Annotated in this window: 25 protein-coding genes; 5 read left to right on the forward strand and 20 right to left on the reverse strand. The window is 68.3% G+C overall.

All coding sequences use genetic code 11. From position 1 onward, the window contains the following. Positions 1-11: 11 nt before the first annotated feature. The 10 genes from ACXRVZ_RS11520 to dusB form a co-directional block, all read right to left on the reverse strand. Positions 12-929, reverse strand: coding sequence for a tetratricopeptide repeat protein (locus ACXRVZ_RS11520; protein WP_457422793.1), 918 nt, complete (start codon positions 927-929; stop codon positions 12-14). Between the two features lie 107 nt (positions 930-1036). Next, positions 1037-1426, reverse strand: coding sequence for a GFA family protein (locus tag ACXRVZ_RS11525; protein ID WP_457422791.1), 390 nt, complete (start codon positions 1424-1426; stop codon positions 1037-1039). Continuing rightward, positions 1423-1956, reverse strand: coding sequence for a GNAT family N-acetyltransferase (locus ACXRVZ_RS11530; RefSeq protein ID WP_457422789.1), 534 nt, complete (start codon positions 1954-1956; stop codon positions 1423-1425). Before ACXRVZ_RS11530 ends, ACXRVZ_RS11525 begins: the two co-directional genes overlap by 4 nt. A 19-nt stretch (positions 1957-1975) precedes the next feature. Further along, positions 1976-2287, reverse strand: coding sequence for an antibiotic biosynthesis monooxygenase family protein (locus tag ACXRVZ_RS11535; RefSeq protein WP_457422787.1), 312 nt, complete (start codon positions 2285-2287; stop codon positions 1976-1978). A 2-nt stretch (positions 2288-2289) separates the two neighbouring features. After that, positions 2290-3900, reverse strand: coding sequence for a GMC family oxidoreductase N-terminal domain-containing protein (locus ACXRVZ_RS11540; RefSeq protein ID WP_457422785.1), 1611 nt, complete (start codon positions 3898-3900; stop codon positions 2290-2292). Further along, positions 3897-4406, reverse strand: coding sequence for a hypothetical protein (locus ACXRVZ_RS11545; RefSeq protein WP_457422783.1), 510 nt, complete (start codon positions 4404-4406; stop codon positions 3897-3899). The genes ACXRVZ_RS11540 and ACXRVZ_RS11545 overlap by 4 nt, the downstream gene beginning before the upstream one ends. After that, positions 4406-5815 (reverse strand): coniferyl aldehyde dehydrogenase, encoded by a 1410-nt coding sequence (locus ACXRVZ_RS11550; protein WP_457422781.1) that lies wholly within the window; start codon positions 5813-5815, stop codon positions 4406-4408. The genes ACXRVZ_RS11545 and ACXRVZ_RS11550 overlap by 1 nt, the downstream gene beginning before the upstream one ends. Positions 5816-5907: 92 nt before the next feature. Then, positions 5908-7485, reverse strand: a complete 1578-nt coding sequence (purH, locus tag ACXRVZ_RS11555; protein ID WP_458232428.1) for a bifunctional phosphoribosylaminoimidazolecarboxamide formyltransferase/IMP cyclohydrolase — start codon at positions 7483-7485, stop codon at positions 5908-5910. 63 nt (positions 7486-7548) lie between these two features. Continuing rightward, positions 7549-7797: a helix-turn-helix domain-containing protein gene (locus tag ACXRVZ_RS11560; protein ID WP_457422777.1), complete on the reverse strand. Its 249-nt coding sequence runs from the start codon at positions 7795-7797 to the stop codon at positions 7549-7551. A gap of 17 nt (positions 7798-7814) precedes the next feature. After that, positions 7815-8864 (reverse strand): tRNA dihydrouridine synthase DusB, encoded by a 1050-nt coding sequence (dusB, locus tag ACXRVZ_RS11565; protein ID WP_457422775.1) that lies wholly within the window; start codon positions 8862-8864, stop codon positions 7815-7817. A 62-nt stretch (positions 8865-8926) separates the two neighbouring features. Here dusB and ACXRVZ_RS11570 point away from each other — a divergent pair, with 62 nt between their 5' ends. Further along, positions 8927-9424 (forward strand): YqaA family protein, encoded by a 498-nt coding sequence (locus ACXRVZ_RS11570; protein WP_457422773.1) that lies wholly within the window; start codon positions 8927-8929, stop codon positions 9422-9424. Continuing rightward, positions 9421-10905, forward strand: coding sequence for a carboxypeptidase M32 (locus tag ACXRVZ_RS11575; RefSeq protein ID WP_457422771.1), 1485 nt, complete (start codon positions 9421-9423; stop codon positions 10903-10905). Before ACXRVZ_RS11570 ends, ACXRVZ_RS11575 begins: the two co-directional genes overlap by 4 nt. A 279-nt stretch (positions 10906-11184) precedes the next feature. Here the strand turns inward: ACXRVZ_RS11575 and ACXRVZ_RS11580 are convergent, their stop codons facing one another. From ACXRVZ_RS11580 to ACXRVZ_RS11595, 4 genes are all read right to left on the reverse strand, one after another. Next, a complete protein-coding gene (locus tag ACXRVZ_RS11580; protein WP_457422769.1) occupies positions 11185-11370 on the reverse strand; it encodes a hypothetical protein in 186 nt (61 codons plus the stop codon). 10 nt (positions 11371-11380) lie between these two features. Further along, entirely contained in the window at positions 11381-12316 is a 936-nt protein-coding gene (gene lpxC / locus ACXRVZ_RS11585) for a UDP-3-O-acyl-N-acetylglucosamine deacetylase (RefSeq protein WP_458232429.1), read from the reverse strand. A 19-nt stretch (positions 12317-12335) separates the two neighbouring features. Then, positions 12336-14309: an ATP-binding protein gene (locus ACXRVZ_RS11590; protein ID WP_457422765.1), complete on the reverse strand. Its 1974-nt coding sequence runs from the start codon at positions 14307-14309 to the stop codon at positions 12336-12338. 75 nt (positions 14310-14384) lie between these two features. Continuing rightward, complete coding sequence (locus ACXRVZ_RS11595; RefSeq protein ID WP_457422763.1) at positions 14385-14948, reverse strand: TetR/AcrR family transcriptional regulator; 564 nt, start codon at positions 14946-14948, stop codon at positions 14385-14387. A gap of 112 nt (positions 14949-15060) precedes the next feature. On the opposite strand from ACXRVZ_RS11595, the gene ACXRVZ_RS11600 reads away from it, so the two are divergent. From ACXRVZ_RS11600 to ACXRVZ_RS11610, 3 genes are read left to right on the forward strand one after another with little or no spacing between them, the layout of a single operon-like run. Then, positions 15061-15756, forward strand: coding sequence for an SDR family oxidoreductase (locus ACXRVZ_RS11600; RefSeq protein ID WP_457422761.1), 696 nt, complete (start codon positions 15061-15063; stop codon positions 15754-15756). Between the two features lie 17 nt (positions 15757-15773). Beyond that, the gene (locus tag ACXRVZ_RS11605) at positions 15774-16613 is read left to right on the forward strand and encodes an alpha/beta hydrolase (RefSeq protein WP_457422759.1); all 840 of its coding nucleotides are present in this window, start codon (positions 15774-15776) and stop codon (positions 16611-16613) included. Then, positions 16610-17797: a Bcr/CflA family efflux MFS transporter gene (locus tag ACXRVZ_RS11610; RefSeq protein ID WP_457422757.1), complete on the forward strand. Its 1188-nt coding sequence runs from the start codon at positions 16610-16612 to the stop codon at positions 17795-17797. The genes ACXRVZ_RS11605 and ACXRVZ_RS11610 overlap by 4 nt, the downstream gene beginning before the upstream one ends. Positions 17798-18194: 397 nt before the next feature. On the opposite strand, the gene ftsZ is transcribed toward ACXRVZ_RS11610, so the two are convergent. The 6 genes from ftsZ to murG all read right to left on the reverse strand — a co-directional run bounded on the left by ftsZ (position 18195) and on the right by murG (position 25027). Continuing rightward, entirely contained in the window at positions 18195-19436 is a 1242-nt protein-coding gene (ftsZ, locus tag ACXRVZ_RS11615) for a cell division protein FtsZ (protein ID WP_457422755.1), read from the reverse strand. 94 nt (positions 19437-19530) lie between these two features. Continuing rightward, entirely contained in the window at positions 19531-20760 is a 1230-nt protein-coding gene (gene ftsA / locus ACXRVZ_RS11620) for a cell division protein FtsA (RefSeq protein ID WP_457422753.1), read from the reverse strand. A gap of 8 nt (positions 20761-20768) precedes the next feature. Continuing rightward, positions 20769-21596 carry a cell division protein FtsQ/DivIB gene (locus ACXRVZ_RS11625; protein ID WP_457422751.1) on the reverse strand — a complete coding sequence of 276 codons (828 nt, stop codon included), beginning with the start codon at positions 21594-21596 and terminating at the stop codon, positions 20769-20771. Between the two features lie 4 nt (positions 21597-21600). After that, positions 21601-22572: a D-alanine--D-alanine ligase gene (locus tag ACXRVZ_RS11630; protein WP_457422749.1), complete on the reverse strand. Its 972-nt coding sequence runs from the start codon at positions 22570-22572 to the stop codon at positions 21601-21603. Next, positions 22569-23957 carry a UDP-N-acetylmuramate--L-alanine ligase gene (gene murC, locus ACXRVZ_RS11635; protein WP_457422747.1) on the reverse strand — a complete coding sequence of 463 codons (1389 nt, stop codon included), beginning with the start codon at positions 23955-23957 and terminating at the stop codon, positions 22569-22571. Before murC ends, ACXRVZ_RS11630 begins: the two co-directional genes overlap by 4 nt. Continuing rightward, positions 23954-25027 carry an undecaprenyldiphospho-muramoylpentapeptide beta-N-acetylglucosaminyltransferase gene (gene murG, locus ACXRVZ_RS11640; protein WP_457422745.1) on the reverse strand — a complete coding sequence of 358 codons (1074 nt, stop codon included), beginning with the start codon at positions 25025-25027 and terminating at the stop codon, positions 23954-23956. Before murG ends, murC begins: the two co-directional genes overlap by 4 nt. Positions 25028-25110: the final 83 nt, after the last annotated feature.

Consider the following 25110-nt stretch of genomic DNA (forward strand, 5'->3'; position numbering starts at 1 on the left):
TAGCCGGGGGTTTACCAGTCGCCGCCGCCGCCGTCGCTGCCCCCGCTGGAGTCGCCACCACCGGCATCACCACCGCCCCAGCCGTCACCGCTGCCGAAGTCGATGTCGCGGCGAGTCAGCTCATCTGCGGCGCCAGCGTCACCGCCGAAGCTGCCGGGAATAAGGCCACCGGCGTGGCTGCCGGCGTCGGCATTGCCCTGCAGGTTGCCGTTGTCATGGCCACCGTGCAGCAGGCGCTCGGCCAGCATGCCGGCCGCAACACCGCCCGCCACACCCAGACCCACGCCCAGCATGCCCGGACCGCCAGATGCTGGCTGTTGAGGCATGCCGTAGCCGCCCTGGCCATAGCCAGCAGCGGGGCCACCGCCGTAACCACCACCGCCAAACGCCGGCTGGCTCTGCGCGGCGGCGCGGCGACGCATCCAGCTCGCGGCAATGGCGATGAAGGCAATGGCGCCGACCACCAGCAGCCAGACGGGCACGCCGCCGCCGCTCGCCTCGGCCGGCTCATACCGCTGCACGGGGGCGGCTCGCGGCGCGGGTGCCGGGTCCAGTGCGGTCGGCGCCGTGGACTTGGCGGACGCAGCCTGCTCGCGTTGCAGCGCCTGCTCAAAGGCGCTGAACTTGGCCGCGTCGGTGAACTTGATGGCCGGGTCCAGCGCGCGGGCACGGCGGGTGTGCTCGGCGGCTTCGTTGAACTGGCGCTGGTGGGCCAGCAACTCGGCCAGCACATAGTGCGCGCGAGGGCTGTCGGGCTTGGCCGCGACAACCTCTCGCATCATCTTCTCGGCACCGGCGTAGTCGCCACTCTTGGCGGCGGCCTGCACCTGGTCGACCGTCGGCAAGGCCTGGGCCGCGCCCATCCACAGCGTGGACAGCAGGGCCAAGCAGACCAGCAGCATGCGTGGAAACGTCAGGGGGAACTTCATCGCAACTCTCCTAAGCCATTGCCCGGCCGCAGCGCAACCAGGTGCATGACAGTTTGCGCCCCTGATCTGACGCCGGGGCGTCCGCTTTCAAGGGCTTACCTGTAGGACTAGAACCAGTAATCGCCAACACAGCGACCGTCGCGCGGCAAGTCGTCGAAGCTGTCCAGGCCGTCGAAGTGATCAATGGGAATGGAGGCCACGGCGTCGGGTTCCGCCAGACGCAGGTTGACGGCGATGCGTCGCCGGCCGTCATCCTCCAGCCGCAGTCCGCGCCAGTGCGTCACGCAGCCACAGGTCGGGCAGAAGTGGAACTCCAGCGCCTTGCCGCGCGCATAAGCCTGGGTCGGCCCGGTCACGTGGATGCCTTCGTCCACATAGTCGTAGGCCCAGAGCACACCATAGCGACGGCAGGCTGTGCAGTTGCAGGCGGTTGCGCCATCGGGCTGGCCGTCGAAACGCCAGCGGACGCCACCGCACAGGCAGGAACCTTCGATCATGGGGACTCCTTGACAGTGGCGGCGTAGATCGGGTCGACGTAGAGCCTGCCGCCAAACAAGAACTCCTTGTCGCCGACCTGCGCGAAATTGAAGCGCTTGTAGAACTCGACGGCACGCACATTGCGGTCGTAGACGCCAAGCCACAACGTGTGCGCACCGTGGCCGCGCGCCTGGGCATGCACCTCGGCCATCACGCGCGCACCCAGGCCCTGGCCGATGAAGCCCTGACCGAGGTAGAGGCGCCACAGCTCCAGCGGCGCAGGCCCCGTCACACAGCTCGGCGGCGGCGCTTTACGCAGGATGGCGTAATCCGCCAACTGCTCACCCACCCAGGCCAGCAGCGTCGTGCAGGCGGGGTCCTGGATGACGCGGGTGACCACCTCGGGCTGAAAGTGCTCTGCAACGTAGTCGGCAATCTCCTGCGGGTCGTCCAGGCCCCGGTAGGTGTCGGTGAAGCCCTGGGCCGCGAAGGCCGCCGGCGCGGCGGCGTCTTCAGGCTGCGCGTGGCGAATCAGCGGCGGGGTCGACATGCGCGCATGTTCGCACCGGTCAGCCGTCTTGCAGCCCCGGGCCGGTGACGAGGTCGTAGTGCAGCACCGTCGGGAAGGGGTCGTAGAAGTGATGCAGCAGCTGGCGCCACTGCTGGTACTCCGCGGACTTGCGGAAGCCGACCTCGTGGTCTTCGACGGACCGCCAGCGCACCAGCAGCATGTAGTGCCCGGGCCGCTCCAGGCAGCGCTGCAGCTCGTGGCCGAGGTAGCCGGCCATGGACGAGATGATGCGCTGGGCCTCGGCGAAGGCCGTTTCGAATGCAGCTTCCTGCCCGGACCGCACCTGCAGTTGGGCGATTTCGAGAATCATGGTCAGGCGAGTTGAACAGGCTTGGCGCCCAGCCGCTGAATGAGCCCGCTCGTCAGCCGCGCGGCCAGTCCGTAGACAGTGAGCTGCGGGTTGGCGCCCAGGCTGGTGGGGAAGAGCGAACCGTCGTGCACCGACAGGTTGGCAAGCTGCCAGTGCTGGCCATCGGGCCGCACGACGCCCCGGCCCGCGTCGGCGGCCAGCGTGCAGCCGCCCATCACATGGGCGCTGCCGATGGTGGCCAGGAAGGGCTTCATCGCCAGGCCCGCGATGCCGGCCTTGGCTTCAGCCAGGCTGGCGTAGTTGGTGGCCTGTTCGTGCACGGGGCGCACGGCCTTGGCACCGGCGGCGAACTGGATCTCGGCCATCGTCAGGTAGCTGCGCCGCGCGCCGTCGAGCAGGTAGTCGGTCAACGTGTAGTCAAGCTGCGCAGAGCCATCGCCGCGCAGCTTGACGGCGCCGCCGGCCGCGTCGGCATGGAAGCCGTCGCGCAGCAGCGCGATCATCAGCTGGGTACGCGGCATATCGCGGGCACGCTGGGCCAGCTCGGCGCCAATGCCACCGCCATTGGTCAACGCGAAGGCCGGGTGCACGGGCGCGACTTCGAGCTTGTAGCCCACCGGGCCGTCGACGGGGCCCTGGTGCAGGAAGTGATCGCAGAACACCGACAGCGGCGCGCCGGCCCAGCCGGCCACGTCATGGTCGAACAAGGCCACGCCGCCGGCCGTGGGGTGCAGGAAGGTGCGCTTGCCGAGCAGGTTGTGCGGGTCGGGCGCGTTGGAGCGCAGCAGCAGCGCGGGCGAGTTGATGGCGCCACCGGCGACGACGTAATGTTTGGCGGTGATGCGCAGCGGCGAGCCCGTGACGGCGCCGTCCAGCGCCACCGGTTCGGCGATGAGTGCGGCCACGCGCTCGCCCTGCAACTCGAAGCGTGTCGCGCGCGTCTGCACCAGCATCGTGGCGCCCAGGTCCAGCGCGGCGGGCAGCGTGCTGACCAGCATGCTCTGCTTGGCGTTCGTCGGGCAGCCCATGCCGCAGGAGCCGAGGTTCCAGCAGCCCTTGACGTTGCGCCGCACGACCTTGGTGGGAATGCCCAGCTTCTCGGCGCCGCGCTTGAGCACGCCGTTGTTCTCGTTGGGCTCGGCCTGCCAGTCGCTGATGTTCAGACGCCGCTCGACCTGCTCGAACCAAGGCGCCATGGCGGCTTCGTTGAAGTCGGTCAGGCCAAACTTGTCGCCCCACCAGGCCAGCGCGTCGGGCGGTGTTCGGAAGGAGCCGGTCCAGTTCACCGTCGTCGAGCCGCCGACGCAGCGGCCTTGCAGGATGTTCATCGCCTGGTCGACCGTCTTGCGGCCGGCGGACTCCTGGTAGAGCTCGCGGTAGGCATCGAGCTCGCGCTGCTTGAACTGGCTGCTGGAGCGCAGCGGGCCTTCTTCGACGATGACGACTTTCAGCCCGGCGCGGGCCAGCATCTCTGCCGTGATGCCGGCGCCGGCGCCGCTGCCGATGATGGCGACGTCGCAGTCCAGCATTGCGGGTAGCGCCGCATGCGGGCCGCCGTGCACCTTCCAGCCGCGCTGAAGGCCGTCGAGGATGGGGTCAGGTATCGAACTCATGCAATCTCGATGGGGCCGGGGTAGCCCGCGGTCTGCCAGTTGGCAGCTGCTGTGAAGAAGGCGATCGCATTCAGGTCGCGCAGCGCGTGATAGACCTGCTGCTTGGTGTTGGACGAGGACTTGCTCATCGCGTCCAGCGCCTGCTGCACGTCGAGCGCGCTGGCCTCGGTCCAGGGCTTGGACAGGCCCACAAGGGCGTACCGGCCGGCCGCGGTGGACAGCAGGCCCAGCGCGTCGGACAGCTCCTTGCGCGTCGGCACGGGCATGCCAGCGATGAAGGCGTCGAGGCGAGCCAGCTGGGCGTTCAGCGCCGCATCACGCGCAGCGCCAGGTGGTGGCAGCAGGTCGGACAGCACGGCCAGCGCGGCGGCGCGCATCACGTCGCGCGCGCCGGGGCTGAGTTTGCTACCGACCAGACCCGGCTTGATCAACGCGATGCCCGCGCCGGCCACGCCGAGCACGACGGCGGCGCCCAGGCCTAACTTCAGAAGTCGACGGCGTTGCATCAGATCACTTTCTTCAACACCGAGAGCAGACGCTCGAAGGTCTTGCCATAGGGCGGCTGGAACAGCTTGGTGCCGGCAAAGCGCGACTGGATGAACAGCGGCTTCTCCTTGCTGAAGGTGCGAAAGCCCCATTCGCCGTGGTACGAGCCCATGCCGCTGGCGCCGACGCCGCCGAAGGGCTGGTCCTCCTGGCCCAGGTGCCACAGGCAGTCGTTGATGGTCACGCCGCCGGCATGGGTCTGGGCCATGACGTGGTCGCGCGCGGCGCTGTCCGAGCCGAACCAGTACAGCGCCAGCGGGCGCTCGCCCTGGTTGATGTGGGCCAGCGCTTCGTCGACCTGGTCGTAGCCGACGATGGGCAGCAGCGGGCCGAAGATTTCCTCCTGCATGACGGTGGCCTCGGGCGGCACGTCCAGCAGCAGCGCCGGCACCAGGCGACGGTCGTCGGGTTGCTCGTCATGGCTGCGCAGCACACGCGCACCGCGCTGGGCCGCGTCGGCGATGAGGCCTTGCAGCCGCGCGTGGTGGCGCGGCGTGGCGATGCTGCTGTAGTCGGCATTGCCGGCGATGCGCGGGTACATGCGGCGCATCTCGGCGAGCAGCTTCTGGCTCAGCGGTTCGACCATCTCGCGCGGCACCAGCAGGTAGTCCGGCGCCACGCATGTCTGGCCGGCATTGAAGAGCTTGCCGAAGGCCAGGCGCGAGGCGGTCAGGTCGAGGTTGCAGCTGCGGTCGACGATGGCCGGCGACTTGCCGCCCAGCTCCAGCGTCACCGGCGTCAGGTTCTTGGCTGCGGCCTGCGCGACATGGCGGCCCACGGCGGTGGAGCCGGTGAAGAAGAGGTGGTCGAAGGGCAACCCCGTGAAGGCCTTGCCGACCTCTGCGTCGCCGGTGATGACGAGCATTTCCTCGGGCTTGAAATGCTCGGCCACGATGCGTGCCATCAGTTCGGACGTGGCCGGTGTCAGCTCCGACGGCTTGATCAGCACGCGGTTGCCGGCCGCCAGCGCGGCTATTGCCGGCTCCATCGCCAGGTAGTAGGGGTAGTTCCAGGGCGCGACGATGCCGACGACGCCCAGCGGCTGGCGCATCAGCACGTTTCGACCGGGCATGAAGTGCAGCGGCGTCGCCACGCGGCGTGCCTTCATCCAGCCACGCAGATGCTTCAACGCATGGCGGGCGCCGGATTCGACGGTGAAGATATCGGCCAGCAACGACTCCTGGCGGGCGCGGTGGCCGAAGTCCTGGGCCATGGCGGCGGCCAGCGCTTCGCCGTGCTGGCGCGTCATCTTGAGCAAGCGCTCAAGGCGGTCGCGGCGCACGTCGTAGCCGGGCATGCGCTCGGCCTCATAGGCGCGGCGCTGGCTCAGCAAGGCCAGATGCAGACGCTCTTGCAGCGCGGTGTCCATCGGCTTGTCTCCGGTTCTGGATCGAATCCAGGGAGGCTAACCGCAAGAAGAGGCGCCGGCATGGGGGCCGGCCCTGGACTAGAGGACTACGTCTAGTGCCGGAAGTGGCGCACGCCCGTCAGCACCATCGCAATGCCACGCTCGTTCGCCGCAGCAACGACCTCATCGTCACGCATCGACCCGCCCGGCTGGATGACGCAGGTCGCGCCCGCGTCGGCCAGCACGTCCAGGCCGTCGCGGAAGGGGAAGAAGGCGTCGCTGGCGACGGCCGAGCCGGTCAGCGTCAGGCCGGCATGCTGCGCCTTGATGGACGCGATGCGGGCCGAGTCCAGGCGGCTCATCTGGCCAGCGCCGACGCCCAGCGTCATGCCGCCACCGCAGAAGACGATGGCATTGCTCTTCACGTACTGGGCGACCGTCCACGCGAACATCAGGTCGTCGAGCTGCTGGGCCGTGGGCTGCAGCGTCGTGACGATCTTGAGGTCTTCGCGCTTCAGGAAGTGGGTGTCCGAGGTCTGCAGCAGCAGGCCCGAGCCGACGCGCTTGCTGTCACCGGCATTGCGGCCTTGCAGCCACGGCGTGGCGCCACCGGCCGGCAACGCGATCTGCAGCAGGCGCACATTGACCTTGCCCTTGAAGGCTTCCAGCGCCTCGGCGCTGAAGCTGGGCGCCATCAACACCTCGACGAACTGCTTGGCGACCAGTTGCGCTGCGGCGCCGTCCACCTCGCGGTTGAAGGCAATGATGCCGCCGAAGGCGCTGGTGGGGTCGGTCTTGAAGGCCTTGCTGTAGGCCTCGGCCGGGCCGGCACCGACGGCCACGCCGCAGGGGTTGGCGTGCTTGACGATGACGCAGGCCGGCACGTCGAAGCTCTTCACGCATTCCCAAGCGGCGTCGGCATCGGCGATGTTGTTGTACGAGAGCTCCTTGCCCTGCAACTGCTTGCCGGTGACCAGCGAGCCGGGCGCCGGGAACAGGTCGCGGTAGAGCGCGGCGCTCTGGTGCGAGTTCTCGCCGTAGCGCAGGTCCTGCACCTTCACGAAGGTGGAGTTCATCTGCGCCGGGTACTCGGCCTTGCTGCCGTCTTCCTGCAGCGCCGACAGGTAGTTGCTGATGGCCGCGTCGTACTGGGCGATGCGGTTGAAGGCGGCGACCGAGGCGGCGAAGCGGGTCTTGTCGCTGGTCTTGCCGTTGGCCTTCAGCTCTGCCAGCACGGCGGCGTATTGGGCCGCGTCGGTCAGCACCGTCACGTCCTTCCAGTTCTTGGCCGCGCTGCGCACCATGGCCGGGCCGCCGATGTCGATGTTCTCGATGGCGTCCTCCAGCGTGCAGCCGGGCTTGGCAACGGTCGCCTCGAACGGGTAGAGATTGACGGCCAGGATGTCAATGCGCGTGATGCCATGCTGCTGCATCGCAGCCACATGCTCAGGCGTATCGGAGCGCGCCAGCAGGCCGCCATGGATCTTGGGGTGCAGCGTCTTCACGCGGCCGTCCATCATCTCGGGGAAGCCGGTGTGCTCGGCCACCTCGGTGACCGGCAGACCGGCGTCGGCCAGCAGCTTGGCAGTGCCGCCGGTGGACAGCAGCCGGGTACCCAGGGCGTGCAGCTCCTTGGCGAATTCGAGGATGCCGGTCTTGTCGGAGACCGAGAGAAGTGCGGTGAGTGCCATGGGATTCTTAATCAGTTGAGGTCGGAGCTTCTCGCTTCGCTCGAAGGTCCAACCCGCAAGGTTTTATAGATTGTGGTCGCTTAGCTTGCGGCGCAACGTATTGCGATTGATGCCCAGCCATTGCGCAGCCTTGCTCTGGTTGCCGCCGGCTTCGCGCATGACGATCTCGAACAGCGGTTTTTCGACGAGCTTGACCAGCATCTCATGCATCGAATGCGGCTCTTGGCCATCGAGGTCACGGAAGAAGGCTTCGAGGTTGTCGCGCACGCAGGCGTCGATGGGGTTGGGCGGTGTGTTCTTCTGGGCGCTCATGGCAGGGTCAGGCAGGTTCAGGCAGCGCAGGCTTCGTCGGCTTGCGCGTCTTCGTCGATGGCCACCTCGGTTGGAGGCAGGCGGTGGTGGGTCTGGCCGAGGTCGTCGAACCAGTCGCGGAGCGCCTGCAACTGCTCTTCGCAGCGCTCCAGGGTGTTCATGTGTTGGCGGAAGTCTTCTCCGCCCGGCAGGCCGCGCACGGCCCAGCCGATGTGCTTGCGCGCGCTGCGCACGCCGCTGCGCTCGCCGTACAGGCCGTAGTGGTCGTGCAGATGCTCGGTGAGCACGTCGCGCGCCTCGGTGACGGTGGGCGCGGCTAGGTGTTCGCCTGTCGCCAGGAAATGCGTCACCTCTCGAAATATCCAGGGGCGGCCCTGTGCGGCGCGGCCAATCATCAAAGCGTCGGCGCCGGTGTAGGCCAGCACGTCGCGCGCCTTCTCGGGCGTGGTGATGTCGCCGTTGGCGACGACGGGAATAGTCAGCGCTGTCTTCACGGCCGCAATCGTGTCGTACTCGGCCAGGCCCTTGTAGCCCTGCTCGCGCGTGCGGCCGTGGATGGTCAGCATGGCGATGCCAGCGGCTTCGAAGATGCGGGCCAGGCGCAGCGCGTTGCGCTCGTCGGCGCTCCAGCCGGTGCGCATCTTCAACGTGACCGGCACGCCGCGCGGCGCGCAAACCGCCACGACCGCCTCGACGATCTCCAGCGCCAGCGCCTCGTTGCGCATCAGCGCCGAGCCCGCCCACTTGTTGCAGACCTTCTTGGCCGGGCAGCCCATGTTGATGTCGATGATCTGCGCACCGCGGTCAACGTTGTAGACGGCCGCCTCGGCCATCATGGCCGCGTCGGTGCCGGCGATCTGCACGGCGATGGGCCCGAGCTCGCCGGCATGGTCGGCGCGGCGCGAGGTCTTGAGGCTGCCCCACAGCTCCTTGCGCGACGTGACCATCTCGCTGACCGCATAGCCTGCGCCCAGGCGCCGGCATAACTGGCGGAACGGTCGGTCCGTCACCCCTGCCATCGGCGCGACGAACAGCGCGTTGGGAAGGAGGTGGGGGCCGATTTGCACGAGGGGGTCTGCTTAAAAATGAGGCGCGATTGTAACGATCCGGGCGAACCGACAATGCGCCGATGGAACTCTGGCTCTCCGAGCACATTGCGCAACTGCTCGCCGCGCTGGCCCTGCCCCAGATCGGGCTGGTTGCGGTCTTCGTCATCGCATTCATCTCCGCGACGCTGCTGCCACTCGGTTCGGAGCCCGCCGTCTTCCTGGTCGTCAAGGCCGACCCCGGCATGTTCTGGATCGTCATCATCGTCGCCACGATCGGCAACACGCTAGGCGGCGTGGTCTCGTGGTGGATGGGCTACGGCGTCGAGAAGGCGGTGGAGGCCGTCCAGCATCACGAGCCCTCGCACTCCCGCGCCGCGCAGTGGTTGCAGCGCTTCGGCCCCAAGGCATGCCTGCTGAGCTGGCTGCCCATCGTCGGCGACCCGCTGTGTGCCGTCGCCGGCTGGCTCAAGATGCCCTTCTGGCCCTGCGTGGGCTATATGGCTGTCGGCAAGTTCCTGCGCTTCCTCTTCTACACCGCCGCGTTGTTGTGGCTCGTCCCCGAAAGTTGGCTGTCATGACCTCCGCCTACCAAGACTTGAGCGCGCGCCAGCAGCGCCTGTACCGCCTGGCTCACCTGCAATCCATCGCGCAATGGGACCAGGCCGCCAACATGCCCGCCAAGGGCAACGAGGCGCGCAGCCTGGCCTTGGCCGAGATGGACGGCCTGCTGCACCAGCTCGCCACCGATCCCGCGCTGGCCGGCCTGCTGGACACCGCCGCCACCGAGCCGCTGGACGACACGCAGCGCGCCAATCTGCGCGAGATCCGCCGCGCCTGGCGCGCTGCCAATGCGCTGCCGCAGGCGCTGGTGGAGGCCAAGAGCCTGGCCAACAACCGCTGCGAGCACGCTTGGCGCAGCCAGCGCCCGGCCAACGACTGGGTGGGCTTTGCGCCCAACCTGCGCGAGGTGCTGGCGATTGCGCGGCAAGAGGCCGAACTGCTGTCGCAAAGCGCGGGGCTGAGCAAGTACGACGCGCTGCTGGACCAGTACGAGCCGGGCATGCGCTCGGCAGACATCGAACGCGCCTTCGCACCGCTGCGCCAATGGCTGCCGGGGCTGATCCGCGACGTCACCGTCAGGCAGTCGCGCGAGACCGTCATCGAACCCGTTGGCCCTTTCCCCACCGCCGCGCAGAAGGCCCTCGGCCTGGACGCGATGAAGCTGATGGGCTTCGACTTTGCCGCCGGCCGGCTGGACGAGAGCACCCACCCCTTCTGCGGCGGCGTGCCCGAGGACGTGCGCATGACGACGCGCTACCGCGAGGACAATTTTTTGCCCAGCCTGATGGGCACCATCCACGAGACCGGCCACGGCCGCTACGAGCAAGGCCTGCCGCGCGAGCTGCTGGGCCAGCCCATCGCGCGGGCCCGCTCCATGGGCATCCACGAGAGTCAGAGCCTCTCCTTCGAGATGCAGCTGGGAAGCCACCCTGCCTTTGCCGGCCTGCTGTCGCCGCTGCTGATCAAGCACTTCGGCGACCAGCCGGCGTTTGAGGCCGGCAACCTGCACAAGCTGCTGACGCGCGTGCAACCCGGCTATATCCGCGTCGATGCGGATGAGGTGACCTACCCCGCCCACATCCTGCTGCGCTTCGACATCGAGCGCGCGCTGATCGAAGGTGATGCCGAGGTCGAAGACATCCCCGCGCTGTGGGACGCCAAGATGGCCGAGCTGCTCGGCCTGGACACGCGCGGCAACTTCAAAGACGGTCCCATGCAGGACGTGCACTGGCCGGCCGGCCTGTTCGGCTACTTCCCCTGCTACACGCTGGGGGCGATGTATTCCGCGCAGTGGTTCGCGGCGATGCGGCGCCAGCAGCCGCAGTTGGACGCGCAGATCGCGCAGGGCGAATTGGGCGGCGTGTTCGACTGGCTTTCCACGCATGTCTGGCAGGAAGCCAGCCGCTGGGAGACGCCCGAACTCGTGCGGCGCGCCAGCGGCGAGGCGCTCAATCCGGCGCACTTCGAAGCGCACCTGCGCGGGCGCTATCTGGGCTGAATGAGACAGCTCGCCGACAGCTTGGCTGTGGCGCGAAGATCAAAAAAATAGGGCCGCTCCAGCGGGGAGCGGCCCAAGTTCAGTCGAACGATCTCTCTTCCAAGTCCACAGCGCTTCCCCGGCCCCCCGGCCTTCTCCGCGTGTGGCGCCCGGTGTCTTCTTGTCTGCCGGGCTCGGCCGCCGCAACTCGTTCAGCGACCGTGAATGCATTCTGAAGACGTCAGGCCGCGCTGGCATCCCCGCAAGCCCAGGGGTGAGCGCGTCGCCTCGTGAACGGCGTCACAGCATCAGCGCCAACCGTTCCAGGATCAGCACAGCGAAAAAAGCCAGGCCGGCCACCGCCGTCCATTTCAGGATGACCAGGCCCAGACGCCGCCAGCGCGGCTGGCCGGTGGCGATGGAAAAGGCGAAGCAGAGGACGGCCGAGAACAGCAGCAGGCCGATGAGGAGGCGGGCGATGACCATCAGCAGCGGCTCACCACGCCGGCGCCAGCTCGGCAAACCCCTTGGGCGCCTCTTGCACGTCGTTGAAATAGACGATCTCGTAGGCGTCCTCGTCGGCCAGCAGCGCGCGCAGCAGCTTGTTGTTCAGCGCGTGGCCGCCCTTGAAAGACGTGTAGGCGGCCAGCAGCGGCATGCCGGCGACCTGCATGTCGCCGATGGCATCCAGGATCTTGTGCTTCACGAACTCATCGTCGTAGCGCAGGCCGTCGGCGTTCAGCACCTTGTAGTCGTCCACGACGATGGCGTTGTCCATGGAGCCGCCCAGCGTCAGGCCGCGCGAGCGCATCAGGTCGATGTCGGCCGTCATGCCGAAGGTGCGAGCGCGGGCGATTTCCTTCTTGTAGGTGCCCGAGCCCATGTCGAACACGAACTGGCTGCCGGTGGCGGCCACGGCGGGGTTGTCGAACTCGATCTCGAAGCTCAGCGTATAGCCGTGGTGCGGCTCCAGCTTGGCCCACATCAGCTTCTTGCCCTCGCCGTGGCGCACCTCGACGGTCTTCTTCACTTTCAGGAAGCGCTTGGGCGCGTCCTGCATGGCGATGCCGGCGGATTGCAGCAGGAAGACGAAGCTGGCGGCAGAGCCATCCAGCACGGGCACCTCGTCGGCATTGATGTCGACGTAGAGGTTGTCCAGGCCCAGACCGGCGCAGGCGGACAGCAGGTGCTCGATGGTCTGCACCTTGGGCGCACCGGGGTCGCCGCCGGGGCTGATGGTGGTCGCCATGCGCGTGTCGCTGACCGACGTGACGCTGACCGGGATGTCCACCGGCGGGCAGAGGTCGACGCGGCGGAAAACGATGCCGGTGTCGGCGGGCGCCGGGCGCAGCGTCAGCTCGACCTTCTGGCCGCTGTGGATGCCCACGCCGACGGCGCGCGTGATCGACTTCAGGGTGCGTTGCTTGACCATGACCGGGATTGTCCCAGCATCAAGCTTGAGCTTTGCGTTCCACGGGCAATCGCAGCGATAGCCGCGTCCCATTGCCCGGCGACGATTCGACGCGCAGCTTGCCGCCCAGGCGCTGGGCGCGCTTGATCTGGCTTTTCAGGCCGCGGCCGTGCTGGATGTTCTGCAGGTCGAAGCCGGCGCCGTCGTCCTCGACGCGGATCTCGACATAGCTGCCGTGGTGGCGCGTGACCATGCGCACGCGGCTGGCGCCGGCGTGCTTGAGCACGTTGTTCAGCGCTTCCTGCATCAGGCGCAGCACATGCAGCGCGTCGGGCGGCTCCAGCCAGGCCAGCGGCGGCAGGTCCTGCACGTCCCATTCGAGCTTGAGGCCGCCGATCTGCAGGCGCTTGCCGAGGCGGTAGCGCATGGTCGCCAGCAGCGAGACGAGGTCATGGCCGATGGGCTCAAGCGAGTCGATGACCAGACGCAGGTCGTCCACGCATTCGCGCAGCACCTCCACGCACTGCTCGTGCGACATGCTGCCCTGCTCCATCGCCACCAGCGCCGACAGCAGCGACGAGCCTAGGCCGTCGTGCATGTCGGCCATGATGCGCTGCCGCTCCAGCAGCAAGGCCTGCTGGCGCTCCACCTCGCGCAACTGCGCGTTCTGCGCCTGCAGCACCGAGACCTGCTCGTCCAGGTCTTCCTGCAACTGGCTGTTCTCGGCCTGCACCTGCTCGACGGTGCCGACGTAGCGGCGCTGCACGGCGTGCAGGAAGCTGAGCATGACGGCCAGCGTGGCGAAGGGCATCCAGAAGAAATGCTCCGGCCAGGCCCAGCCAGCCAGCACGGCCAGATCATGCCCGCCGATGAGGACGCCGATGACAAGCGCCAACGCCATCAGGCGCAACTCGGGGTGGCGCTCGCGCCAGGCCAGCCAGCACAGCCAGGCCGTGCCGACGGCAGCAACACCGGCCGTCACCGCGTACTGCAGCACCACCATGTCGAGCTGACGCAGCCACAGCGGCATGCTGACGACGCTGACGCCGATGACGGCCACGACCAGCGCCTTCTCAAGCCGGCGCGCGCGCCGCGTGGCAAAGCGCAGCGCGAACAGCAGCGCCGTCACCATGACCCAGGCCATGGACGCGTGGGTGGCCCACCAGAACCAGTCCTGCCCCAGCGTCGAGACCGGCAGGCTGACGTAGTAATGCAGATTGCGCACTACCCACGCGGCCGAGGCGAGCGCAAAGAGGCCGTAGATGGCCTCGTCGGGCCGGCGCAGCCACAGCGTCAGCGCGAACAGGCCGAGCACGGCCAGCGTCAGGCTGACGGCCTGCGGCAGGCCGTTCTGCATGCGCACCCGCCACTGCCAGCGCTTCTCCAGCACGTCGCGCGGGCCGACCCAGATGCGCGAGACCGCGTGGTAGCTGCCAGCGGGCACGGGCAAGGCGACCACCAGGTCCAGCCCCTGCGCACCGGTGCCCGGCAGCGGCAGCCAGATCGGCTGCACCCACTGCTCGCGCTCGGCATGCTGGTTGTCCAGCAGCAGCCGCCAGCCGCCCTCGGTGCGCGCCAGCACGGCGGCCGACAGCGTCACCAGCCGGGGCAGATAGAGGGCCTGGGCCTCGTCGACGCCGGCCGGCACATGCAGCCGGTACCAGCGCATCTCGTAGCCGCGCGAGTCGCTGACCATGGTGGCGCCGGGGCGGGCGCGCACGTCAGGCATGGCCAGCGGCTGCCACGCCGTGGGTGTGTCGGGCGGCAGCAGTTCGGGGGGCAGGTCAAGGCGGTCGTCGGCCGACACGGCCTGGCGGCGCAGCGCGGCCCACCAGGCTTCAAGCTGATCGCGGCTCCACGCCGTGGTGGCGACCTCGGTGGGCGCAGCCACGTCGGCGGCATGGCGCGGGCTGGGCTGGGGCAGGCGCTGGGCCAGGGCCGGCAGGCACACGCCCAGGCCCAGCCACAACAGCCAGCCCTGAAGCAAGCCCCGCAGGCCGCGCAGCTCAGGCATTCCCTTGATTTCTAGGCGTTGACATGGGCCGCGAGCATACGGCCTGGGGGCCTGCCTCAGGCGCCGCTGGTCCCCTCAGCCGCCACCGGCTGGCAGGCTCTTGCGCGCGGCCTCGCGCAGCTCGCGCGACAAGCCCTTGTCGCCCACTGCGCGCGACAACAGCAACGAGCCGACCATCGTGGACAGCATGGCCAAAGCCTGCTCGCGCTTCTCGCCCTCGTCGGCTGCCGGCATCTGGCCCTGCAGCGTCGCGACCAGGCTTTCGACGCCTTCGGCAAACACGCCCTTCACCGCCGGCCCGCCGCGCGCCGCGTCGCCGGCCAGCGCCACCAGGGCGCAGCCGGCACCGGGCAGGTCGCGGTGGGCGTCGGACAGATAGGCCTTGACCCAGGCTTTCAGGCTGCGGTCGGTCTGCGCCTTCCATTGCTCGCGGTTGACCTGCATCGCGCGCTGCGTGGCCTGCGCGGCAAGGTCGTCCTTGGACTCGAAGTGGCCGTAGAAGCCGCCGCGCGTCAGGCCCGCGGCCTGCATCAGGTCGTTCAGGCCGATGCCGTCGAAGCCACGCTCGCGGAACAGCTGGGCGGCGTTGTCGAGGATGCGTTCGCGGTTTTCTTCGGCTTGGGCGCGGGTGACTTTCATCGCGAACTCCTGGGGTCTTTCGAAAGACGGGCTTGACGCATTTTATATGTTGACCGACATTTATATCAATCATGTCGACCGACATGAATAAGTTGATCGAGAAGGAATCGCCATGCAGCTCAAGAACGCCATCGTCTTCATCACCGGCGCCAACCGCGGCCTGGGCCGCGCGTTTGCCGAAGCCGCGCTGGCCGCCGGTGCCGCCAAGGTCTATGCCGCCGCGCGCGACCCGGCCAGCATCGACCTGGCCGGCGTCGTGCCGGTCAAGCTGGACGTGACCGACCCCGCCCAGGTCGCCGCCGCCGTCGCGCAGTGCGGCGACGTGACGCTGCTGATCAACAACGCCGGCGTGTCGAAGGGCGCTGGCGTGCTGGCCGCCGATGCCATCGCTGTTACGCGCCAGCATTTCGACACCAACTTCTTCGGCGTCTGGGCGCTCTCCCAGGCGTTCGCGCCGGTGTTGAAGGCCAATGGCGGCGGCGCGGTGCTGAATGTGCTGTCGGTTTTGAGTTGGCTGACGCTGCCCGGCCTCACGCCCTACAGCGCCAGCAAGGCTGCGACCTGGGCGCTGAGCAACGGCCTGCGCAGCGAGCTGAAGGCCCAGGGCACGCAGGTCACCAGCCTGCACGTCGGCTACATGGACACCGACATGACACGCGGGCTGGACGCGCCCAAGTCGGCACCGGCCGACGTCGCTTGCCTGGCGCTTGAAGGCGTCGCGGCCGGCGCTTTCGAGGTGCTGGCCGACGACATCAGCCGCCAGGTCAAGCAGAGCCTGTCCACCCCCGCACCGGCCTACGCCGGTTGAACCTTGCGGAGATCACCATGGTCGAGTCCCCTGCCCTGACTGCCAAAGCTGCGCAACCCTTTGCAGCCCACAGCGACGGCCATCTGGCCGCCGCCCGGCATGCGTTCTCGGCGCCGGAGCGCATCGCGCTGAGCGCCGCCGAGAAGGCCGCCCTGGCCGGCGCGGCCGAGCCGCCGCTGCGACACGAAGGCGTCAAGCTCGCGCGTTGGACGCTCGGGAACAAGCGAGGCCCGCGCGTCGTGCTCGTGCATGGCTGGAACAGCCGCGGTTCGCATCTGCTCGGGTTTGCGCAGCCGCTGGTCGACGCCGGCTTCTCCGTGACGCTGTTCGACCTGCCCGGCCATGGCGACTCCGGCGGCCACGCGTCCAGCGTCGTGCACGCTGGCCGCGCGCTGCGTTCCGTGCTTACCGACCTCGGCGACGTCCACGCCGTCATCGGCCATTCCATGGGTTCGGCGGCGGCACTTCTGGCCTTTGCGCATGGGCTGCAGGTCAAGCGCAGCGTGCATCTGGCCGGGCCGTCGTCGCTGACGCCCATGGTCAAGGGCATCGCCAGGGCTCAAGGCCTGGGACCGGCGGATGCGGCTGCGTTCGCGGGCTGGGTGGAAGGATTCATTGGCACGCGCATCGCCTGCGTCGACCTGGAGCGGCTGCAGCACGGCCTGCGTCACCCAGGGCTGATCGTCCACGACCCCGAAGACCGCACGGTGCCGTTTGCAGCGTCGCAGGCGCTGCACGCGGCCTGGGCCGGTTCGCGCTTCGAGCCCGTCACCGGCCTCGGTCATCGCCGCCTGCTGGCCGATGCCGACGTCATCGCCCGCAGCGTGGCCTTCATTGCCGAAGGGCTTTCGTCGTGAGCGCCGTGCCTCGCCCCTGGCTGCTGACGCTGGCCGCGTTGTCGGCGCTGGGCACGCTGTCCACCAACATCCTGCTGCCGTCCCTGCCCGTCATGGCGCAGTCGCTGGGCGTCGACGAGGCCCGGCTGGCGGCAGCGGTGCTGGGCCTCTTCCTCGCCGTGTTCGCGCTGGCCCAGCTCGTCGTCGGGCCGCTGTCGGACCGCATCGGCCGCCGGCCCCTCGTGCTCGGCGGCCTGGCCGTGTTCGTGGCCGGCAGCCTCGTCGGAGCGTTCGCCACCACGCTGCCGCTGTTGCTGGCCAGCCGTGTGCTGCAGGCCGTCGGCGTCGCTGCGGCTTCGGTGCTGGCAAGGGCCGCCGCGCGCGACCGCTTCGAAGGCCCGCAACTCGCCGCGCTGCTCGGCCGCATCATGGTCGTCATGGCCGCGGCGCCGGGCTTCTCGCCGCTGCTGGGCGGGCTCGTGCAGGCAGCCTGGGGCTGGCGGGCCTTGTTCGGCGTGTTGATGCTGTCCGGCCTCGCGCTGGCGCTTGCCTATGCACACATCGTCGGCGAGACCCTGCCCGCCGAGCGCCGCCGCCATCAGCCCGCGAGCGCGCTGGCGCGGGGCTATCTGACGCTGCTGGCGGACGCGCGTTTCATGCGCCCGGCGCTGGCAACGGCGGCCATCCTCGGCGCGCTGTTCGCCTTCTTTGGCACCACGCCGCTGGTGCTGACGCGCAGCTTCGGTTTCTCGGCGCTGCAGGTGGGCCTGTTCTTCGCCGCGACGGTCTTCGTTGTCTTTGCGGCCGGGCAGTCTGCACCGCGCCTGACGGCACGCTGGGGGGCGCCCTCGGTGCTGCGCCTGGGCGCGGCATTGGCGATTGCGGGCGGGCTGGCGATGCTGCTGACGCACGCAGCCGGCCTGGTCGGCTTCGTTGCGGCGGGCTGCATCTTCCTGTTCGGCATGGGCCTGGTGTCACCCACCGGCACGGCACTCGCGCTGACGCCGTTTGCGTCACAGGCGGGTCAGGCTTCAGCGCTGCTGGGCTTCCTGCAGATGGCCGCAGCCGCGCTGCTGACGACGACCGCCGCCACGCTGCCGGGTGCGCGCGTGGATGCGTTGGCGCTGGTACTGGCGGGTGGTGGCTTGCTGGCTTTGCTTTCAGGCGCGGCCAAGCCTGCTGCGACGGTCGCTCGCGTGTCCTGACAGAGCAAAAACTCTTTGCGCGTTGCTGAAGCGGCAGCTTGGGCGCAGGAGGGCGAGCGGGCCGGCTGCTGCGTGTCCCCCGGCCGCTTCGCGACCTCCTCCTTTACCTTCGCAGCCGACCCACTCGCCCTCCTGCTTGACGTTGTGTCGGGACTGCTCGACGAAAAGCTCACGGTGGAGAAGCCGGGAGGTGGGGGCGCGCAATTGCGCAGGTAAAGGAGGAGGGCCGCTTGCGGCACGGGGGACACGGAGCATTTGCGTGCCCCCGCCTACCGGCGAAGACCGCGCTTCGCAGATGGAGTCAGGGCCTTGTTGGGAGATCGCGAATAGGCGCGCAACTAGCGCAAAGCAAAAAGGCGAGTCTCACGACTCGCCCTTTTCATCAAGCAGAGACCAATCAGTCAGCTTGCTTGCGCAAGAAGGCCGGGATCTCGATCTCGTCCATGCCGTTGGACGACAGCGCCTCGACCTTGGCCGCTGCACTGCCCGAACGGCCGTGGCGCCAGACGCTGGGCACGTTCGCGTTCGCGAAATCACCCAGGCCCAGGCCGACATTGGCCTGCTGGGCCGTCGGCGTGCTCATGGCAACGGCCTGCGTCAGCACGGGCATGGCGACACCGTCGGTGCCGTTGCGCACGACCTGGTGGGTCTGCACCACTTGCAGCGGTGCCTGCTGGCGGGCGCGGCCAGCCGTCAGGCCGGTGGCAATGACGGTCACGCGCAGCGAGTCGCCCAGGCTTTCGTCATAGGCCGTGCCGTAGATGATGTGCGCTTCTTCCGAGGCGTAACGCTTGATGGCGTTCATCGCGTTGCGCGACTCGCTCAGCTTGAAGTTGGCGCGGCTCGCAGCAATCAGCACCAGCACGCCACGCGCACCGGAGAGGTCAATGCCCTCCAGCAGCGGGCAGGCCACTGCTGCTTCGGCTGCCTTGGTGGCGCGGTCCGGGCCGCCGGCTTGCGCCGTGCCCATCATGGCCTTGCCGGGCTCGCTCATCACGGTCTTGACGTCTTCGAAGTCGACGTTGACCAGGCCGGGGATGTGAATGATGTCGGAAATGCCGCCAACGGCGTTCTTCAGCACGTCATTGGCGTGCGCGAAGGCCTGATCCTGTGTGACGTCGTCGCCCAGCACGTCGAGCAGCTTGTCGTTCAAGACAACGATCAGCGAGTCGACATTGGCTTCGAGTTCGGCCAGGCCCGCGTCGGCCGCCTTGGCGCGCCGGCCGCCTTCGAATTCGAAGGGTTTGGTGACAACGCCGACCGTCAGGATGCCCATTTCCTTGGCAACGCGCGCAATCACCGGTGCGGCGCCCGTGCCGGTACCGCCGCCCATGCCGGCGGTAATGAACAGCATATTGGCGCCGGTGATGGCTTCGCGAATGCGGGATTCGGCTTCCTCGGCGGCGGAGCGGCCCATTTCGGGTTTCGCACCAGCGCCCAGGCCGGAGGTGCCGAGTTGCAGCAATTGATCCGCCTTGGAGCGGTTCAACGCCTGTGCGTCGGTATTGGCGCAGATGAATTCAACGCCTTGAACACCCTGGGCGATCATGTGGTCCACGGCGTTGCCGCCGCCACCACCGACCCCGATCACCTTGATTTGGGTGCCTTGGTCAAACTCTTCGATCATCTCGATGGGCATATCAATCTCCTAACTGCGGCAATTGTGCCGTGGCACAAAAAAAATAACCAGTTGCTGAAACATTTTTTTCACGCTAAGTCGTGGTTTTGGGGGGTCAAAAATTCCCCATGAACCAATCCTTGATGCGGCCGAGCAGGGTTTGCACCGAGCCAGCCTGCTGTGCGGCCTTGAAACCCCGGCTGCGCGACAGCCGGGCTTCTTCGAGCAAGCCCATGACCGTCGCGGACCGCGGGTTGGCGACCATGTCGTAAAGGGCCCCCGAATAAGTGGGCAGGCCGCGCCGGACGGGTTTCAGGAAAATATCCTCGGCGAGTTCCACCATGCCCGGCATGACGGCCGAGCCGCCGGTCAGCACGATCCCGGAGGACAGCAATTCCTCATACCCGCTCTCGCGAATGACCTGGTGCACCAGCGAAAAGATTTCCTCGACGCGCGGCTCGATGACGCCGGCCAGCGCCTGCTTGGACAGCATGCGGGGGCTGCGGTCGCCCAGGCCGGGCACCTCCACCTGGTCCGATGGGTCGGCCAGCAACTGCTTGGCGACGCCATATTCGACCTTGATTTCCTCGGCATCCTTGGTCGGCGTGCGCAGCGCCATGGCGATATCGCTGGTGATCAGGTCGCCCGCGATGGGAATGACAGCCGTATGGCGGATGGAGCCGCCGGTGAATATCGCGACATCCGTGGTGCCGGCGCCGATATCCACCAGCGCAACCCCGAGGTCGCGCTCGTCGGCGGTCAGGGCGGCGTGGCTGGACGCGCTGGGGTTCAAAACCAGCTGATCGACCTCCAGACCGCACCGGCGAACGCATTTGACGATGTTTTCGGCGGCACTTTGAGCGCCGGTGACGATATGGACCTTGACCTCCAGCCGGCCGCCACTCATGCCGATGGGTTCTTTCACCTCATGGCCGTCGATGACGAATTCCTGCGGCTCGACCAGCAAAAGGCGCTGATCGTTGGGAATATTGATGGCCTTGGCGGTTTCGACGACGCGGGTCACATCAACCGGCGTGACCTCCTTGTCGCGCACGATGACCATGCCGGTGGAGTTTTGCCCGCGGATATGGCTGCCGGTGATCCCCGTGTAAACCCGGGAGATTTTGCAGTCGGCCATCATTTCGGCCTCTTTCAAGGCCTGCTGGATGGACTGGACCGTGGCGTCGATATTGACGACGACGCCGCGCTTCAAGCCATGCGAGGGCGCCACGCCCAAGCCGGCGATGCGCAATTCCCCGTTCGGCAAAACCTCGGCGACAACCGCCATGATCTTGGCGGTACCAATATCCAAACCGACGACCAGATCCTTGTATTCCTTGGGCATGTCCGTCCTCAGCGCTTTCTAATTACGGGTTTACCCGGTGTTTGTGTCGTCACACCACGCAGCTTGACCGCGTAGCCGTCGGCGTGGCGCAGGTCGGCCGACAGCAGAGGGCTGTGATAGGTCGCCGTGACCTGCGTGATGGAGCGGGCGAACTGGCCGAAACGGGCGGCGACTTCCGGCTCGCTGCCGCGGCCCAGTTCGACGACGGCGCCGCTGCCAAAGGTGGCGCGCCAGGAGCCGCGGCCGGACAGATCCAGGCGGTCGATGCTTTCGCCAAGCTTCTCGGCGGCCGGTGACAGCGCCCGCCACATCTGCAACATGGGGCCGGCTGCGTGAGCGGGGCCGGCGAGGACGGGCAGGGTTTCGTCCTCGACATCGCCGAGGTTGGCCTGGAAGACTTCGCCGAAGCTGTTGACCAGCGCGCGCTCGGCCGTGGCCTCGGTGGCGGAGTCGGCGCCGTCGGTGCGCGCCTCCCAGTAGGCGGCGGCGCGGTGCTCTTCGAGGTGGACCTTGAGCCGCATCGGCCAGACGCGCTGCAGTTGCGCGTGGCGCACCCAGGGCACGGCCTCGAAAGCGGCGCGGCCGTCTTTCAGGTTCATGCCGAGGAAGGAGCCGTGCAGGCGCGGCAGCGCATTGGCGCGCAGCGAGGCGACGCTGTTGCGGCTGACGTCGCCCTCGACCTGGATGGCGCGGAAGTTGAACACCGGCAGCCGCACCACCCAGCGGATGGCCGCCCACGCCGCCGTTACCAGCAAGGCCGCGACGAGCAGCGCCGACACCGCATTCATCAGGCGGATGTCGGGCGGCAGCGCAGCGGTGGCGGCGGCGGAGTTCATGAATTCAAGCGCGATCAAGGCGAGCCTGCGACAGCAGCCACAGGCACAGATGCGGGTAGTCGACACCCACGGCCTGCGCGGCCTTGGGCACCAGCGAGTGCGAGGTCATGCCCGGGCTGGTGTTCATCTCCAGCAGGAAGGGGGTCATGTCGGACTTGCGCAGCATCAGGTCGGCGCGGCCCCAGCCGCGGCAGCCCAGCAGGCGGTAGGCGTGCAGCACGAGCTGCCGGATGTCGGCTTCGAGCGCAGCCGGCAGCGAGCCGAACAGGTATTGCGTCGTGTCGGTCTCGTACTTGTTGGCGAAGTCGTAGTTGCCGGCCTCGGCACGGATCTCGATGACCGGCAGCGCGACGGCGCCCTCGCCTTCGCCCAGCACGGCGCAGGTCAGCTCGGGGCCTTCGATGCACTGCTCGAACAGCAACTCGTCGTCAAAGCCCAGCGCCAGCTCGACGGCGCCCTGCATGTCCGAATAGCCGGCCGCCTTGGTGATGCCGATGCTGCTGCCTTCGTGCGGTGGTTTGACGACGACCGGCAGGCCCAGCGTGTCGGGGATCTGGCGGATGCGCTCGCGCGTCAGCTCAGCGCGGGACAGGGCCAGGTATTGCGGCGTGGCCAGGCCCTCGTTGTCCCAGATCCGCTTGGTCATGGTCTTGTCCATCGCCACACCGGAGGCGGTCACGCCGGAGCCGGTGTAGGGGGTGCCCAGCCATTCGAGGGCGCCCTGGATGGTGCCGTCTTCGCCGCCCCGGCCGTGCAGCGCGATGAAGGCGCGCTCAAACCCTTCGTCCTTGAGGGCTTGCAACGGGCGCTCGGCGGGGTCGAAGGCGTGGGCGTCGACGCCGATGGACTTGAGCGCGGCGAGCACGCCATTGCCGCTCATCAGCGACACCGGCCGCTCGGCGCTGTGGCCGCCAAGCAGCACGGCCACCTTGCCGAGCGACTTTGCGTCGATGTTCAGATCGATGGGAGAGGTCATGCTGCGCCTCCTTGGAAATGCTGGGCGACACGACCGGGCAGGCTGCTCATCGAGCCCGCGCCCATGCCGATGACGACGTCGCCGTCGCGCGTCAATGCCGCAAGCGCGGCGGGCATGTCGGCGACCGTCGCCACGAAGTTGGGCGTGCCGGCGGCTTCGGCGAGCGCCGTGCCTGTGGCGCCTTCGATGGGCGCTTCGCCCGCCGAATACACCTCGGTCAGCAACACGACATCGGCGCCGCCCATCACGCGTACGAACTCTGCAAAGCAGTCCCGCGTGCGTGTGTAGCGATGCGGCTGGAAGGCCAGCACGAGGCGGCGGCCCGGATAGGCGCCGCGCGCCGCGGCCAGCACGGCGGCCATCTCGACCGGATGGTGGCCGTAGTCGTCGACCAGATCGAAGCGGCCGCCATCGCCGGCCGGCCAAGTGCCGTGCTTCTCGAAGCGGCGGCCCACGCCGGAGAAGCCGGCCAGCGCCTTCTGGATGTCGGCGTCCGCGCAGTCCAGCTCGGTGGCGATGGCGATGGCCGCCAACGCATTGCGCACGTTGTGCTCGCCGGCCAGGTTGAGCAGAACGTCGAAGTCTTCGGCGCCCTCGCGCTGGCAGGTGAAGCGCATCTGCGCGCCGGCCAGCGCCTGCACATTGACCGCGCGCACGCTGACGCCGGCCGACAGGCCGTAGCTGACGACCGGCCGCTCGATGCGGCCGAGGACGGCCTGCACGCCGGGGTCGTCTGCGCAGACGATGGCCGCGCCGTAGAAGGGCATGCGGTGCAGGAACTCGACAAAGGCTGCATGCAGACGCTCGACCGAATGGCCGTAGGTGTCCATGTGGTCTTCGTCGATGTTGGTGACGACGGACAGCACGGGGCTGAGCTTCAGGAAGGAGGCGTCGCTCTCGTCGGCCTCGACGACGATGAACTCGCCCTTGCCCAGGCGCGAGTTGGCGCCCGCCGCATTGAGCTTGCCGCCGATGACGAAGGTCGGGTCCAGCCCGGCCTCGACGAGGATGGCGGTGACGAGCGAGGTCGTCGTCGTCTTGCCATGCGTGCCGGCGATGGCGATGCCGCGGCGCAGGCGCATCAGCTCGGCCAGCATGACGGCGCGCGGCACGACGGGCACCTGGCGCGCGCGGGCCGCCATGACCTCGGGGTTGTCGGCCGCGACGGCCGTGCTGGTGACCAGCGCCTGGGCGTCACCAATGTTGGGGGCCGAGTGGCCGATCTCGACACGCAGGCCCAGTGCACGCAGGCGCTCAGTCGTGGCGCTCTCGGTCGCGTCCGAGCCGCTGACCGTGAAACCCAGGTTGTGCAGGATCTCGGCAATACCGCTCATGCCGGCGCCGCCGATGCCGACAAAGTGCAGTCTCTGTACGGCGTGCTTCACTTCAACATCCCTTCGATTTCGTCGGCGACGCGCGCCGCGGCGCGGGGCCGGGCCAGCGCGCGGGCCTTCTCGCCCATGGCGAGCAGCGCGCCGCGGTCCAGGCCGCTCAACAGTTGGTGCAGCTTGGCCGGCGTCAGCTCCGTCTGCGGCAGGTGAATGGCCGCGCCATGCTGGGTCATGAAGATGGCGTTGTCGCGCTGGTGCGAGGTGGTACTGACCACCAGCGGCACCAGCACCGCCGCGCAACCGGCCGCGCAGAGTTCGCTGACGGTGATGGCACCGGCGCGGCAGACGACGACATCGGCCCAGGCGAGTGCAGCGGCCATGTCGTCGATGAAGGGGCGCACTTCGGCCGTCAAGCCGGCGTCGGTGTAGGCCTGCCAGACGGCGCCGAGATGGTCCTGACCGGACTGGTGCAGCACCTGCGGGCGCTGATCTTCGGGCCACAGCGCCAGAGCTTCGGGCAGGGCCTGGTTCAGCGCGCGCGCGCCGAGCGAGCCGCCCAACACGAGCAGGCGCAAGGGGCCGATGCGATCGGCCATGCGCTCGGCGGGCAGGGGAAGCGCCTCGATCTCCGCGCGCACCGGGTTGCCGCTGACGACGGCGCCGCGCGTCGAGGCTGCGGCCGCGCCGTCGAAGCCGAAGGCGATGCGGCGCGCGAAAGGCTTCAGCGCGAGGTTGCTCTTCAACATCGCGGCGTCGGCGTTGACGAGCATCAGCGGGCGGCCGGTCAGCGCCGCCGTCAGGCCGGCGGGAACGCAGACATAGCCGCCCATACCCAGCACGGCTGTTGCCTGGCGCTCGGCGTAAACGCGGCGAGCGGCGCCCAGCGACTTGAAGAAGCCGACGATGCCACGCAACGTGTGCTTCAAGCCCTTGCCGCGCAGGCCGGCGAACGGCAGCGCGTCCAGCTCGATGCCGCGCGCCGGGACGAGGCGGTTCTCCATGCCGTGCGGCGTGCCGATCCAGGACACGGTCCAGCCGCGCCGCTGCATTTCTTCAGCGACGGCCAGACCGGGAATGACGTGGCCGCCCGTGCCGGCGGCCATGACGACGAGGTGGCGTGTCATGAACGCCCCCCTCTCATCATTTGCCGATTCTGGCTGCGGCCCGCGGACTGCGTCCGCTTCACGTCGCTGCGCGACATGAGCCT

This window comes from Roseateles sp. P5_E8 (assembly GCF_054177665.1).